Origin of the sequence: Desulfurobacterium thermolithotrophum DSM 11699 (assembly GCF_000191045.1) — a bacterium.
Lineage (GTDB): Bacteria > Aquificota > Aquificia > Desulfurobacteriales > Desulfurobacteriaceae > Desulfurobacterium > Desulfurobacterium thermolithotrophum.
On sequence record NC_015185.1, the window covers coordinates 1,499,173 to 1,513,919 of the forward strand.

Annotated in this window: 18 protein-coding genes; 15 read left to right on the forward strand and 3 right to left on the reverse strand. The window is 33.2% G+C overall.

The window, feature by feature from the left end; genetic code table 11:
* Positions 1-50: 50 nt before the first annotated feature.
* Genes DESTER_RS07690 through hmdC form a run of 15 tightly spaced genes read left to right on the forward strand, consistent with a single transcriptional unit; the run spans position 51 to position 11,820 of the window.
* Complete coding sequence (locus DESTER_RS07690; protein ID WP_013639071.1) at positions 51-731, forward strand: ATP-binding protein; 681 nt, start codon at positions 51-53, stop codon at positions 729-731.
* On the forward strand, positions 703-1,590 hold the full coding sequence (locus DESTER_RS07695; RefSeq protein WP_013639072.1) for an NAD(+)/NADH kinase: 888 nt from the start codon (positions 703-705) through the stop codon (positions 1,588-1,590). Before DESTER_RS07690 ends, DESTER_RS07695 begins: the two co-directional genes overlap by 29 nt.
* On the forward strand, positions 1,581-2,372 hold the full coding sequence (locus DESTER_RS07700; protein ID WP_013639073.1) for a Vgb family protein: 792 nt from the start codon (positions 1,581-1,583) through the stop codon (positions 2,370-2,372). The genes DESTER_RS07695 and DESTER_RS07700 overlap by 10 nt, the downstream gene beginning before the upstream one ends.
* A complete protein-coding gene (rapZ, locus tag DESTER_RS07705; protein WP_013639074.1) occupies positions 2,369-3,250 on the forward strand; it encodes an RNase adapter RapZ in 882 nt (293 codons plus the stop codon). The genes DESTER_RS07700 and rapZ overlap by 4 nt, the downstream gene beginning before the upstream one ends.
* The gene (locus tag DESTER_RS08105; protein WP_013639075.1) at positions 3,247-3,774 is read left to right on the forward strand and encodes a GTP-binding protein; all 528 of its coding nucleotides are present in this window, start codon (positions 3,247-3,249) and stop codon (positions 3,772-3,774) included. Before rapZ ends, DESTER_RS08105 begins: the two co-directional genes overlap by 4 nt.
* A complete protein-coding gene (locus tag DESTER_RS07715; RefSeq protein WP_013639076.1) occupies positions 3,758-4,234 on the forward strand; it encodes a hypothetical protein in 477 nt (158 codons plus the stop codon). Before DESTER_RS08105 ends, DESTER_RS07715 begins: the two co-directional genes overlap by 17 nt.
* The gene (locus DESTER_RS07720) at positions 4,231-4,914 is read left to right on the forward strand and encodes a hypothetical protein (protein WP_013639077.1); all 684 of its coding nucleotides are present in this window, start codon (positions 4,231-4,233) and stop codon (positions 4,912-4,914) included. The genes DESTER_RS07715 and DESTER_RS07720 overlap by 4 nt, the downstream gene beginning before the upstream one ends.
* A gap of 47 nt (positions 4,915-4,961) precedes the next feature.
* Positions 4,962-6,035, forward strand: a complete 1,074-nt coding sequence (locus DESTER_RS07725) for a H(2)-dependent methylenetetrahydromethanopterin dehydrogenase-related protein (protein ID WP_013639078.1) — start codon at positions 4,962-4,964, stop codon at positions 6,033-6,035.
* A gap of 29 nt (positions 6,036-6,064) precedes the next feature.
* Positions 6,065-6,445, forward strand: coding sequence for a roadblock/LC7 domain-containing protein (locus DESTER_RS07730; protein ID WP_013639079.1), 381 nt, complete (start codon positions 6,065-6,067; stop codon positions 6,443-6,445).
* A 6-nt stretch (positions 6,446-6,451) separates the two neighbouring features.
* The gene (hmdB, locus tag DESTER_RS07735) at positions 6,452-7,321 is read left to right on the forward strand and encodes a 5,10-methenyltetrahydromethanopterin hydrogenase cofactor biosynthesis protein HmdB (protein ID WP_013639080.1); all 870 of its coding nucleotides are present in this window, start codon (positions 6,452-6,454) and stop codon (positions 7,319-7,321) included.
* Positions 7,293-8,486 (forward strand): FeGP cofactor biosynthesis guanylyltransferase HcgB family protein, encoded by a 1,194-nt coding sequence (locus DESTER_RS08110; protein WP_013639081.1) that lies wholly within the window; start codon positions 7,293-7,295, stop codon positions 8,484-8,486. Before hmdB ends, DESTER_RS08110 begins: the two co-directional genes overlap by 29 nt.
* Positions 8,461-9,162: a Nif3-like dinuclear metal center hexameric protein gene (locus DESTER_RS07745; RefSeq protein WP_013639082.1), complete on the forward strand. Its 702-nt coding sequence runs from the start codon at positions 8,461-8,463 to the stop codon at positions 9,160-9,162. The genes DESTER_RS08110 and DESTER_RS07745 overlap by 26 nt, the downstream gene beginning before the upstream one ends.
* Positions 9,125-9,640: a FeGP cofactor biosynthesis protein HcgF family protein gene (locus DESTER_RS07750; protein WP_013639083.1), complete on the forward strand. Its 516-nt coding sequence runs from the start codon at positions 9,125-9,127 to the stop codon at positions 9,638-9,640. Before DESTER_RS07745 ends, DESTER_RS07750 begins: the two co-directional genes overlap by 38 nt.
* Entirely contained in the window at positions 9,633-10,316 is a 684-nt protein-coding gene (locus tag DESTER_RS07755) for a ThiF family adenylyltransferase (protein ID WP_013639084.1), read from the forward strand. Before DESTER_RS07750 ends, DESTER_RS07755 begins: the two co-directional genes overlap by 8 nt.
* Positions 10,297-11,820: a 5,10-methenyltetrahydromethanopterin hydrogenase cofactor biosynthesis protein HmdC gene (gene hmdC / locus DESTER_RS07760; protein ID WP_013639085.1), complete on the forward strand. Its 1,524-nt coding sequence runs from the start codon at positions 10,297-10,299 to the stop codon at positions 11,818-11,820. The genes DESTER_RS07755 and hmdC overlap by 20 nt, the downstream gene beginning before the upstream one ends.
* Here the strand turns inward: hmdC and DESTER_RS07765 are convergent.
* From DESTER_RS07765 to DESTER_RS07775, 3 genes are read right to left on the reverse strand one after another with little or no spacing between them, the layout of a single operon-like run.
* On the reverse strand, positions 11,817-12,437 hold the full coding sequence (locus DESTER_RS07765; RefSeq protein WP_013639086.1) for an alpha/beta fold hydrolase: 621 nt from the start codon (positions 12,435-12,437) through the stop codon (positions 11,817-11,819). The genes hmdC and DESTER_RS07765 overlap by 4 nt on opposite strands.
* Before the next feature lie 4 nt (positions 12,438-12,441).
* Positions 12,442-13,746 (reverse strand): S41 family peptidase, encoded by a 1,305-nt coding sequence (locus tag DESTER_RS07770; protein WP_013639087.1) that lies wholly within the window; start codon positions 13,744-13,746, stop codon positions 12,442-12,444.
* Entirely contained in the window at positions 13,743-14,681 is a 939-nt protein-coding gene (locus DESTER_RS07775; RefSeq protein ID WP_013639088.1) for a transketolase family protein, read from the reverse strand. Before DESTER_RS07775 ends, DESTER_RS07770 begins: the two co-directional genes overlap by 4 nt.
* Positions 14,682-14,747: the final 66 nt, after the last annotated feature.

A 14,747-nucleotide genomic window follows, 5' to 3' on the forward strand; every position in this document is an offset into this window, starting at 1 on the left:
CCAAAGACTATAATTAACAGATAAGCTAAATAAAATTATAGAGGTAAACTTTGAACTGTCCATTATGTGGTGGCAGTGGTTGGATTATAGAAAATCTAAATGGTCAACGCAAAGCGGTAAGGTGTAGATGTCAATTTAAAAATTCTATATCCATTTTCTTGAAATCCTCAAAAATCCCTGTTAGATATAAAAACTGTAAGTTTTCAAATTTTAAACCTAAAACTGCAACTCAATTGAGAGCTCTAAAAGAGTGCGAAGATTTCTTCTATACTTTTCCTTTCATCGAAAAGGGACTTCTTTTATACGGAACACCAGGCACAGGAAAAACTCATCTTGCAACAGCAACTCTTAAAAATATCATAACTTACAAAGGAGTAAGAGGTATTTTTTGTGACTTTAGAAACTTACTAATAGACATTAAAAGCACATTTGAAACCAGCGAATCGAGTACTGAAATCCTCGAAACAGTAATGAGAGCTCCTCTTCTTCTTCTTGATGATGTTGGAGCAGAACGAAATACCGATTGGGCAAAGGACATACTTTCAACAATTATTAACTACAGATACGTTAATAGTTTGCCAACAATAATAACAACCAATCTACGATTTGATTTACCCACGGAAGAAAGTTTTTCTTCAAAGTTTGACGAAAGAACAGAATCAAGAATTTACGAAATGTGCAAAATCATAAAGGTGGAAGGCGATGACAGAAGGAAAGAAAGTTGCATATAAGAACATCGGCTTAATTGCAAATCCTATTAAGCCTAAAAGCGGAGAGGGAATAGAAAGAATTATAGAAAAACTGAAAAGTTATCCTGTAAGACTTTATACAGATGAAGAAACTTGCAAATTAACGGGAAAAGAATGCAAACCTTACGTAAAGATAGTAGATAGATTGACACTACCAGATAAAGTTGATGTAATTCTTGTTCTTGGAGGAGATGGAACTTTTTTGACAGTTGCCAAACTAGTAGATAAAAAACCTGTTCCTCTTCTTGGAATTAACTTTGGAACACTTGGCTTCTTAACGGAAATTCCAATTGACGGAATAGAAGAAAGTCTTGAAAAACTTTTAAAAGGAGAGTTTATAGTAGAAAACAGACCCGTAATAAGAGTAAAAATTTTAAGGAAAAATGGGCACATATCTATCTATAGGTGCGTTAATGAAGTTGCCATAAAAAGAGATACTCTTGCAAGAATAATAGAAATTGAAGTTGAAGCTGATGGAGAATACGTAACAACCTTTAGAGGCGATGGAGTAATAGTAGCCACTCCTACAGGCTCAACTGCTTACTCTCTTTCTGCAGGAGGTCCAATTTTAATGCCAACTTTAAGTGCAATGCTATTAACTCCTATATGTCCCCACACTTTAACTTTAAGACCTCTCGTTCTTGAAGGAAGAATATGTCTATCTGCAAAACTTAAGACAGAAAGCGAAACAGTAATGGTAATTTTTGACGGTCAAGAGGGAATAGAACTTCGAAAAGGAGATGTTATAGAAATAACCCGTTCTCCTTATGACCTCCTTATACTGAGAGATCCAAAAAAATCCTACTACCAAACCTTAAGGGAGAAACTAAAATGGGGATAACAGCAGGAATTGTTGCCGCTTTCACACTCATTCTTCTTTTTAACCTTAATCAAGGATTGAAGTATCCTGAAAGTAGCCAGTGTTATAAAGGAAAACTTTATATTTCAAATATAGGTAATCCTTTACCAGATAAAAAAGATGGAAACGGTTACATTACTTTGGCAGATCTTAAAGGAAATATCCTTAAGAGAGAATTAATTTCCGGACTTAATGCTCCAAAAGGAATTTCGTTTGCAGATGGAAAGCTCTTTGTAGCAGATATAGACACTGTAGTAGTTGCTAATCCACAAAATGGCAAAATTTTGAAGAAAATCAAAATTCCTCAAGCACGATTTCTCTACGACACAGCTTATGACGGGAAAGGCCATGTATATGTTAGCGATACACAAACAAATACTATATACAGAATAGATACAAAAACTTACAAAGTATCTTTGTTCATAAAAAGCTCTGAACTTCAAGGACCAAAAGGAATTGCTTTTACTCGTAGTGGAAAGATGATAGTAGCAAGTTGGGGTGGTGGAAAAATAATCCAAATAGAACACAACAAATTTAAAACCTTAACTACTGGTTTAGTTAATCCTAACGGAGTTATTGTTCTTGACGATAACACTATACTGATTTCAGATTTCTCTGCCGGAGCAATCTACAAACTAAAAAATGGTAGAATTGAAAGGCTAACTTTAAGTTCAGCTCCAGCAGATATTGGCTATTGTAAGGATAAACTGTTCATTCCTGAACCTTTTTTAAATAATGTTAAAGTATTTGAGTTGAAAAGATGAAAGAAAAAGAAATACTCATAATAACTGGAGAATCTGGAGCAGGTAAATCCAGCGCAATGAAGCATCTTGAAGATTTAGGTTTTTATTGTATAGATAACATTCCTCCCGACCTTATTCCAAGTCTCATTAGGCTCATCGAGGATAATCCTGAAATTGAGAAGGCCGCTCTTGTTATAGACATAAGAAATCCGGGATTTAGAAATGCCTTTCCTTCAATACTTGAAAAATTAAAAAAACAATTTGCAGTACAGGTTTGGTATTTCACAGCCGATAAAGATATTCTTATTAAAAGATTTAGTGAAACGCGAAGACCTCATCCGTTTGAAAAGTATGAACCTGAAAAAGGACTCGAAGAACTCATAGAGGAAGAAAAAGAAATATTAAAACCTATGAAACAATACGCAGACATAATAATAGATACATCCAAAATGACAATTCATGAGCTAAAAAGATTTATAAAAGGTTTAATATCCGGAGAAAAACCTCGATTAAAAATAACTTTTTTATCCTTTGGTTTTAAATATGGAATTCCAACTTCAGCAGATAATATTTTTGATGTTAGATTCCTTCCCAATCCTCATTTCATTCCCAAATTAAGACCAAAAACAGGAATGGACAAAGAAGTAGTTGACTACATAATGCAGTTTGATGAAAGTAAAAAAATCTTAGATTTAATTTTAAAACTTGTAGAATTTTTAATACCAATGTACGAAAAAGAAGGTAAGGCCTACATTACTTTCGCTATTGGCTGTACTGGGGGACAGCATAGATCTATAGCACTTGCAGAACTCCTTGCATTTCAAACTCATGAAAAATTTCCAGAGTATGAAATTTACGTTGAACACAGAGAGAAAAATGTTAGAAGGAGGATTTCATGAAGAAAAAAGTCATCGTCTGTGGCCCCTACAATGCAGGAAAAACTACCTTCATAAAGAATATAAATCCTCAAGAATTCATAGGAACTGAAGAAAGAGAATTCGATGTAGAAAATCTAATAGAAAAAGAAACAACAACTACTGTTGGAATAGAAATGAACTTTTCGAAAAAGGAAACTCACCAATTTTTGTTTTTTGGATTACCAGGACAAGAAAAATTTGACTTTATCTGGGAAATAATAGGTGAAAATTTTGACGGAATTCTCTTTCTTCATCCTGCGTATGAAGATGTCAGAAAATTAAAGTTTTACGTCGATTTCTTTTCTAAAACAAATTCCTTTTCAAAAGCTTTTAAAATGATACTTATTACTCATTGCGATGAGGCAAAAATCAATAATTTTAAAACTTTTAAGCAATTTGGATTTCCTGTAAAGACAATAGATCCAAGAAAGAAAGAAGAAGTATCTGAAATTATTAATTTCATAACAAAAATTTTTAACGGAGATTTGTATGTTAAAAATCTTTAAAAAGAAAGATAAAGAAAAAATAAAAAATCTCCGCGAGTACTTGGAAAAAAAGTGTACTGAAATTGAGGCAAGTGGATGGATTGCAACAGCAATATTTTCATCTGATGGATTGAAAATCTTTTCCAAGCATAAAAATAAAAACTACAATGTAGATAAAATCTACCCTTATGCTATCAAACTCTTTCAAACAGCTTCCAAATTTCATCAAAAAGCAGAACCTGGTCTAAAAATAGGAGGATTTGAACCTCCAAGAGCTCTTGTTTGTCAGCTAGATACAAAAGAAATTATCCTTATAATGAAAGGATATTCTCGTAAACTTGATTTCTTTCTTATTTATATTGCTGATCCAGGACTATCTGTATTCTTTTCAATAGACAAAAGCATAAAGAAACTTAAACAGTGGCTATTTGATGTAAGTCAGACAATTGATGATTTAATAACTATAAGGGAAAGGAAATGAGTTTCAAAGAGCTCTTGCTAAACCTACTAGGAACAAAAAGTAAATGGTCTATTGTTGTAGAAATTGGAGATAGACAAGGGATTATACATATTCATGGAGGCAAAATTATAAAAGCAAAAATAGAAGGAGAAGAAAATTTATCAGGAATCGAAGCTATCAAATTTCTTATTTCTCGAGAAAATGAAATAAAAGATGTTAATCTTTTACCTTTTGATAAACTTATAGAAAAAGAAATTAATATAGATCAAATGGAGTTTTTTTCCTTAATTTCTGGAAGTACTGAAAAGTCTTCGGAAAATAGAAAATTAAAAATTAATCAGGAAGAAACAATAAATGAACTAGAAAAAGAAATTCCCATACTGAAACTTTTAGAAAAATATTTTCACAAAGAAAATATTCAACTTATCTATTCTTCTCAGGGAAGCATTTTTTCAAATTTAGAAGAATCCAAAGAGATCAAAAATATAGTTCAAGCATATCTTGAAATATTCAGAAATTCTCTTCAGTATGAAAATATTATTTTTCATTTTTCTAACTCTTTTGGAATTTTCCTTATAAAAAAGGAAAAATTTCTATTAATTCTAATCGATAACAGTGAACTTTCCAATTTTGGTCTTGATGAACCAGAAATATTAGAAAATTTAAATCAATTTCTGGAAAAAGATGATTACATTCACTAAACGTTGGATTATTGTATAATGTTAAAAACTCTATAAAGGAGAAAAAAATGAGGGTTACCGTCTATGGTTTTGGAAGTCTTAATTATTACTCAAATAAATTAAACGTTCCTGAAAAGTTAGGGGGTGAACCTCCTTATGGTGGCTCTGCAATGGCAGTAGAATTTGCAAAAGCAGGGCACGATGTCACTCTTTCTGATCCTAATATAGATAAAGTACCAGATGAAATAAGAAAAAAAGTCGAAGATGCTGGAGTTAAACTTACAACTGATGATATAGAAGCTGCAAAAGAAGCAGAAGTAGCAATCTTATTTACTCCTTTTAGAGGAGGAGTAACTTTTAAAATAGCAGAAACTATTCTTCCTTATCTTGTTGAAAATGCAGTAATCTGTACTACGTGTACCATGTCTATACTCGTTCTTAATTCTTATCTTCAGAACGCTATTTTCCTAGAAGGAAGAGAAGATATAGGTTTTTCAACCATGCATCCAGCTGCAATTCCTGGAACTCCTCAACATAAACACTATTTAATTGCAACCAATGAACTTTTAAGAAAACCAATAGTAACAGAAGAACAGATAGAAAAACTTAAAAAACTTGCTACTGATACAGGAAAGGAAGCATACCTTCTTCCAGCAGAACTTGTATCTCCTGTAGGCGATATGGGTATAGTAACAACAGCCATTGCCTTCGCAGGAGCAATTGAATACTACAAAGTTTCAAGAGATATTCTTAAAACAAAACGTTCTATGACTGAATTTCAGATTGCTCAATCACTTCAAGTTATTTCAAGTTTAGTTACAAAATACGGATTAGAAGGACTCATAAAACTTCTTAATGTAGACGCAATGAAAGCTTCTCTCCAATCGATGATTTTAGACAAAAATGAACAACCTCTTACAGTTACAGCAAGTAAACTCCTTGAAAAGATAGAAGAAACAATTCCAGAACTAATAAAAGAAGCAGAAAACTTTTCTCCTTCTGAACCTACCTATACATCAGCTCCTTCCCCTATGCTTGTTGAACATATGGAAGACCTTGTAGGTGATGATGTTCTAAAAGGTATTTTAAGAGAGTCATGGAAAAAGTTTTATGAAAATGTTTCAGAAAGAAATAAAGAATAAGTTTTTTAACCATCTAATGGAGGGATATTATGGCTAGCAAAAGAGAAAAGTTAGAGGAAATACTTTCAGATCTTGCCGATTCTCTTGGCTCTGATATGCTTGGCGCATTAATAGCAACACCTGACGGGCAAGTAGTTGCTTCAACAATGTTAAAAAGTAACTTGAGTGCTGAAAAGCTAGCTGCTATGTCGGCAGCCGTTGTTGGTACATCTGAAAGACTTTCAAAAATTGTTGAAGCAGGAGATTTCCAAGACGCTTTAGTTAGATGTTCAAACCAAAATATTCTATCCAAAAAAGCTGGTAGGAGAGCAATATTGGTTTGTGTAATTAAATCAGGAGCAAATATTGGTCTTTTGAACATAGAGGTAGAAGATGCAATTGAAAGAATTACAGCCGTTTTGGGAATGTAAATTTTCATGATTGAAATCACATCAACTATACATGTAAGTAATTACTGCTCTTTTGAGAGAAAATGTGCCTACTGTGGTTTTGCAGTAGGCACATCTACGGAAGGATATTTTTTTCTTACAGAAAAAAAGGAAAAGGAAATTATAACAGCAGCAAAAATTATTGAAGAAAGTGGAATAAGAAGAGTTAGCATTTCTGCAGGATATGGTAATTTTTATAAAGTTTTAAAAGCTTTAGAGTTAGTAAAGAAAAGCACTTCACTAAAAGTTTTAATAAATATAGGTGGAGATTTGAATAGAGAGCGAATTCGTATGTTAAAAAAAGCTGGAGTTGATACAATTTGTTGTAATCTTGAAACTACCAATAAAAACCTTTTTAAGAAATTAAAGCCAAGTGATTCTTTCAAACATCGTTTACACGTTTGTTATCTGGTAAAGGAAGAGGGAATTGAACTTTCAAGTGGAATTTTAGTAGGTATAGGAGAAACTGAGAAAGATAGAGAACAACACATTGAAATCTTAAAAAAACTTGAACCGGAAGAAATTCCCGTAATGCGTTTTATGCCGTATAAGGAAACTCCTATGGAAAGTGTTCCACCAGCTTCTTTGAAGCTTCTAATATATGTAATAAAAAAGGTAAAAAAAGAAATTAAAAGCCTTAAACGATTAACTGTTCCATTTCCTACAATTTCAAAGGAAGACTTAATTTCCGTTATAAATGCCGGTGCTACAAATATTGCTACTGTCGTTCCCCAAAAATATCCCCTTTTAATTAAGGGAGTTGGCTCTCCCAAAGTTGGTATACTTGAAGAGATTCTTGAAATCCTTAAAAGACACGGAATAGAAACAAATGTTAGAAGAGAAGTTAGAACTTTTTAAAAATGCTTTTTTGGAATCTTTGGTAGGAAACAGAAAAGGAGATAAACCAGAAGAAACAGCTCTTTTAAGAGAAAGAATATTAAAAGGAAAGATAGGTATAGTTACAAATAATAAGAAAAAGTTTACCATTGCTAAAAAAACTATCTCTCTTTTTGGAATAAAAAATATTTCGCAGATTGAAATTCCAACTGAAATTTTTGATTTAACAGAAATTCCTACGCTTTCAAAAGCTTTAGCAGGAAGATTTTTCAAAAACTGTAACTTTTATGTAGCACGAGGAAGACTTGGAGCTCCAGGTTCTGGGGCTTTAACTATAATGATAGATGAATTTGGTCATGTAATTTCTGCAGTAACTTCTCCTCCACATCATCTTCACAAGTTTAGTTTAGAAACTTCTGTCTTTCTTGATATTTTTAGACTTTTAAAAAGATTGGGCTTTACGCCTTCTCATAACGGTATAACCAAAAGAACAAAAACAGTTTATTCTTCTTTAACACCTTTAAAAATTGCTGAAAAAATTTCAGAAAAGAAGTCTATACCTTTAAAGAATATTAGAGGAAAAAAACTTTTAATAGTTGGTGGCTACCTTGACGGTATATTCTTTGCTTCTATCTTGAAAGATCAATTTGAAAAAATTCATATCTTTGATATTGAAAACTCAGTTTTAAAGCTTGCCGAGCTTTTAGGTTTAAAGTCCTTTCTTCCCGAGAAAGAGTTTGTATATGATGTAATTTTGGATCTTACAGGTTTTGGCGGCGCCATTTGTAGAGATGGAAAAGTTTCTAACTTCAAAGGAAAAATGATAATTTCTGAAGTAGCTTCAGGAGTGCAGGAATTTCCTAAAAACGGTAAACCTCACTTTCTTTTAAAATTAAAGAAAGGAAAGGCAAATACATCGGGAACAATGACATTAACAGTAAAAACTGTTCGAGAAAGTGCCGCGAAAATAGAAGAAATTGAAGGTGTTTTATACGCTGTTCCTCAACTTTTCTTTGCCGAATCACTACTATTTAATGTAAAAAGTGCAGAAAGTTTTTATGAGCTAATGGAAATACCAGCTCTTACCGTTTCTTGTAAGACAGAAACTTCTCTAAGAACAGAAGATATAGACAAAAAAATAACGGAGGTGATAGAAAACTTTGAGTTTGAATTGGAAAGAGTTTGAATCGTTTTTAAACGATTTAGTACCTAAAACTTTAGCTCTACCTGAAGACTTTTATGGATGGGTTAATAAAAACCGTCCTAAAACCATTGAACAAGTAGCTGTTGTAGTAGACTTTATACCAAACAGAATTCCACTTGAAAAATTTGACGTTGTTATTTCTCATCATTTTCCTTCCTTTATTCCTAAAGTTCCTGTTTTTGTAGTCCATACTCCTTTAGATAGGATAGATTGGGGGTGTAACTTTCAATTGGGAAAGGGATTAAACATCAAAAATTTATCCTTCATAGATAAGAAACGGTTAGGAATGAAAGGAATACGCAAAGTAAATACGTTTAAACTCTTAGAGGAAGTTTCTAAAAAGCTTAATGCAAAATATTTAAGATATTTCTTTCCAAAAGAAGAAATCGAAACCATAGCTATCTTTAGTGGTTGTGGACTTAACTTTTTACCTTTCATAGAAAAAATAGAAAAAGAAAAAGTTAACCTTGTCATTTCAGGAGATCTAACTCACCATGTTGCCTGTCGGCTTAAAAGCTTAAACATTGGATTTATAGACATTTCACACTACAAAAGCGAAGTTCCAGGAGTGAAAGAACTGACAAAAAGGATTAATCAAATTGTAAATGCGGAGTTTGTAGATGTCGGAGAAGCGTATTTTAACGTTTGCTTCTGTTGAATGCTTTACTCACTGCGAAATTGGTATGACCATCCACAAACGCTCTGCACCTTATGTAAAAAATAGATGGAACATAGCAGTTGTCTTTTCTTCATTTTTACCTTCAATAAATATCGCTAAAAAACTTTTTAATGTAAATCTTCCTTCACCGAATAAAGAAATAAACGGAATTAAAATTTACAACGAAGAAGGAGATACAGAAGTTTCTCTTGTTCTCTCTAAGCACATTAAAGCTTTGCTTAACGTAGATATAACCATTGCTTCAAGTGCTGGAGAAGGAAGAGGAGCTGTTGTTGTAAGATTTAAAAACAAATGTTTCTTAGTTCGTTCACTCTTTTCCATTCCTTCTTTTGAAAAAGCAACAGAAAAAGATATAAAAAGAAGAAAATACTCGGCAAAAAAAAGAACTATACGTCTTATTGAAAGCCTTATATTCAACAATCCATTACCTACTTTTGTAGAGGAAATAGATGGATAAAGTAGCGATACTTGAAAGAAAACTTGTACCTTCTGGTAAGGTTATTCTCTTAGGAGCTGGTAGGTTAGGAATAAGAGTTTTTGAACGCCTTATAATGGTTCACAGAGGGGGATTTTATAACTTAACTGTCTTCGATGGTGGAAGAGTAGAAGAGAATGATTTTTATCATATTATGAAGGGAGCTTTTTTAGGAGAAAATAAAGCTTCATTTTTAAAAAGAATTTTTTCAATACAAGACAATTCTTACAAAAAAATTGTTGCAATTCCTGAAGACTTTTCCTTTTCTATACCTCAAAAAAAAGAAATAGAAACTGCAGACATTGTTATTTCAACTATTGCCGGCGGAAATACTCTTCCTCTTATCTCACAGATTGCCAATTACTGTGTATCAAAAAATATTCCGTTTATAACAACAAATGGAGTGTTTGGTTTTGGAAATGAAAAAATAAAAGTTTTTCATTCTTTAAATAATGTAACAGAAGGACCTGCTCTTTTTTTAAAAAATGAAAATTTTCCATCAAATTCTCCTCTTGTTACCTTTGTTGGGACAGGAAAATTAATAAAAGACGGATTACCTATAACACCTATGAACCTTGATAGAATCGCTGATGAAATAGTATTAGAATCACTAAAAAAGTACTATATGGAGAGAAAAAATGAAAGAACTAATATATAGAACCATTCAAGGAGATATTAACTCTCAATACATTCTTTATAAAAAAGCAAAAGAAGAAATTCAAAAACTTTTTGAAAATATCAAAAAGCTAAGTGACGGAGAATTAATTGCACTCGGACAACGGTTTAAAGAATTTCCATTTGGATGTGACCTAAACGAAATTATGGTTGATGTTGTAAGCTTAAAACAGGAAATAGATGAAATCCGAGGAGGATTTCGTCTTGTTGATAGATTAGGTTTTCCCATACATGTCTGCTCTTACGTTGTTGCCGAACTTGCAGAAAGAGAAGGAAAAACTCCCTTAGAGTTAATGAAAGAATTGAGAGCTCTAACATCTATGCCTATTGATATTGACCATTTTGGACAGTTTGGACCCATGAGATACCCTGAAGAAATAGCCAAATGTCCGGCATACTGTTATCGTTCCGGAAAACCATTTAACGGCTGTCCACGGGGAAGAATACACAAAAGACTAATAGAAAAGGAAAGGTGCTTTGCTAAAGAAAAAGAAGGCTGGTCAGAACTTGTTCAATCAATAAGTGTTAGCCTAATGGCTTTTCAAAAGAACACTGTTCACGCTGCATCTCCAGAAGAAACTTTAAAAGTAATCGATTTTGCAAAATCAAAGAAAAAGGGTGTTGGTGCAATAATCTGTGTAGGAAACGGAAAAGATGAATTACTAAGAGGTTTAAAAGCCTGTATTAAACATAGTATTGACGAAATAGTTATTGAAGGTGGACCTTACAACACAGCACCTAACAGAGTACGAGCTTTTGGTGAAACAGTTGTTATGGCAAGAATCATTGCTCCTGGAAAAATAGTAGCAACAAATGGCCAATATGAAGATGAGCTCCGATTTGGACTCAAATGTGGTTTAAACAGTGTAATAAGTGGATTTCCAGGCAATCATCACGCTTACATGTCAGGTTACAAACCAGAAAAAGCTACTATAGATAGATTTGGTTTACCAAAAATCATAGAGCTAATGGCTCAAGAATTAAAAGATTCTCCCTTTCCTATCCCTGCAGACAGAGAAAGTGCAATTGTAATAGCAAAATCTGCAAAGTTTCTCGGAAAAGAAACCATTTACCCAAATGGAAAATTAGGAGATATTTACATAGGAGACGCTCATTGGTTTTTACTTCTTAACTCTCCATTAGCTCAAGGTATAAATATTAAATGGTCTCTTGAACTTTTAACTGAATTTATAAGAAAAAATAAGTTTAAAAAAGTAGGTTTGTTAGGAGGACGTTTTATCGCTTGGGGAATAGCAAAAGCTATAGATCCTTTTGTCAAAGAAATACTTGTAAGCGATAAAGACAAAAGAATAGAAAATACAACTGTTAAAGTCTTTAAAGAGTATCTTTCTTCAAAAATAACACGTTGTAATGGTAATGACGATATGTGTATTAAGAATTCAGAGATAACAGTCTTATGTTCTTTTATTCCGTCTTTTATAAGAAAGTTTAAAGGAATACAAAAAGTTATTACTCTTGAAAGTTAACTATACTTTAAAACGGTCAAATGATCGGCTTCGGGAACTACTTTTAATGTGCACTTTTTTGTAATTTTCCAAAACTCAAATGCTCCTTTTAATCCAGTAACAAAATCCTTTTCTCCAACAATAACAGTTACCGGAAGAGTTATTCTTTTTATGTATGGAGTAAGGTCAAACCAAGTAAAACTCTCTAAAAGCTCTATTGTTTTTTCACGGGAAAACTCTGGAATATTCCACCTTTCTTTTGAACAGAGATTTCTAAAGTAATAAACAGTTCCAAGAAAGTCTTTTTTTAGCTTTCTAAGAAATTTCTTAACAACTGTTTCAGGTTGAGAAACTACAGAAAAAGAAATAGTAGGTGCATAAAGTACTAACTCTTTAACTTTTTGGGGATAAAAAACAGCAGTTAAAGCAGCAACAGAAGCTCCTAATGACCAACCAATAAGAGTAGAGTCAAAAGGTATGAATTCTCCTACTTCTTTTGAAAGGTTTAAGATGTCTGTAGATTTAAACGGAGAAATTCCATGTCCAGGTAGAACTAAATGAACTGCTCTCTCAAAAGAAGAAATAGACCAGATGGAGCTATCAAAGCTCCATCCGTGAAGAGTGAAAACTTTATCCATATCACTATGCCGCTTTCTTCTGATCTGGTTTTCTTTGTTTCATCTGTTGGAATAAATAAAACTCTTTAATAACCTCGATAGCTCTTCTTAGCTGGTTATCTATTCTCTTTTCTCTTTCCTTCCTTATTTCCTCTGTTTTTTCTGGATGTTCTTCTATTTCTTTTGCATCTTCCTTTAGCTGTTCTATGTCTTCTTTAGAAAGTTTAACCTCAATATCAGGTTCTATTCCTTTTCCATCTATACATTCGTTGTTTGGCATGTAGTATTTTGCAGTTGTTATCTTTACAGCGTATCCCATTTCAAGTGGATAAAGAGTTTGAACAGAACCTTTTCCAAAAGTCTTTTCGCCTACGACGATAGCTCTATCGTTATATCTAAGAGCTCCTGTAAGAATTTCAGCAGCACTTGCAGTACCGCCATTAACAAGCATAACAACAGGAATACCAAGAGGAAGAATAGGATCATTAGTAGAATAGAACCTCTTAATGCTATCAGGAATTCTTCCCTTCGTATAGACGATAAGAGCTCCTTTCGGAAGGAAATAATCGCTTATTGAAACAGCAGAATCTAAAAGTCCTCCAGGATTATTTCTAACGTCAACAATAACACCTTTTAACTTTTTATCTTTTACAAGTTCTTGAAGAGCTTTCTTAAACTCTTCCACTGAGTTTTTCTGGAACATTGTAAATCTTATATAACCTATGTCTCCTTTGAGCATTCTATACTTAACACTTTGAATCTTTATTATTGCTCTTGTGATTGTAAAAGGTTTTGGTTCTGACCAACCTTTTCTCCATATCCAGATAGTTATTTTTGTCCCTGGTTTCCCTCTCATAAGTTTTACAGCTTCCATTAAAGTCATATCAGGAGTAACTTCTTTTTTCTCTATCTTCACTATAACATCTCCGGCCTTAATTCCAGCTTTGTAAGCCGGAGTATCCTCTATAGGAGCAATAATCATGAGCTTTCCATCTTTTGTCTTTGTTATCTGAATTCCTAATCCTCCAAACTCTCCTTGAGTTTCTACTTCAAACTCTTTAAGCTTATCAGGAGTAAAAAGAGTAGAGTGAGGATCGAGCTTTCCAAGCATTCCTTGAATAGCACCTTCAAAAAGTTTCTTAGGAGTTACAGGCTCAACGTACCTATCTTTAACAAGCTGGTAAACTTCTGTAAAGAGACGAATGTATTTTACTTCCTTTTCTTCAGTCGCTTTTCCCTCTGAAACCGCAGAAAGAGAAACTTTCCCTAAGGAAAAAATAAAAGTAATAAGTAGTGAAAAGAAAAGTACTGACTTAAATGCTTTCTTCATCTTTTCCTCTCAAGAACTTTTTTAACCTTTTCAATTATTCCCTTTTCATCAAGCTTATAGTAGTGTAAAAGCTCCCATCCTTTTCCGGACTGTCCAAAAATATCAGGAGTACCAACTCTTTCCATTGGAACTGGATAGTTTTCAACAAGAGTTTCCGCAACAGCAGAACCAAGTCCTCCAATTATCGAATGCTCTTCAGCAGTAACAACTGCCTTTGTCTTTGATGCGGATTTAACTAAAAGCTCGGAATCTATAGGTTTAACTGTAGGCATATGAATAACTTCAGAGGAAATTCCTTCTTTTTCCAATAGTTCTGCAGCAAGAAGAGCAAAGTAAGTCATAACTCCATTTGAAACAATAGTCACGTCCTCTCCTTCTCTTAAAACAACCCCTTTTCCTAATTCAAAATTATAGTTCTTATCAAAAATTCTTGGAAACTTTTCTCTACTAAGTCTAACATAGAAAGGACCATCTGTGTAAGCTATTGTTCTTACTACCTGTTCAGTCTCTATATCATCTGCTGGAACAATTACTCTCATGTTTGGAATGTTTCTCATGTTTGCAACATCTTCTAAAGCTTGATGACTTGCTCCATCTTCACCAACTGTAATTCCACCGTGAGTACATACAACTTTTACATTTAATTCGGGATAACAAACTGTCTGTCTTATTGCCTCCCAAGCTCTACCAGTTGCAAACATAGCAAAAGTACTTACAAAAGCTATCTTTCCAGTAGTTGCAAGTCCTGCAGCAACGTTTACCATGTTGATTTCAGCAACTCCCATATTGAAAAATCTATCTGGAAAAACTTTTGCAAACTTGGAAGTTTTCGTAGAACCAGAAAGATCAGCATCCAAAACAACTATTCTTTCATCTTTTTTCCCAAGCTCCACTAAAGTATCACCGTATGCATCTCTAAGACTAACTTTTTCCATTTTACCTCCTTGACATTAAAAGTAATCTATTATAAGTTATTTAATAGCAGGCAAGGGGCCCCATGC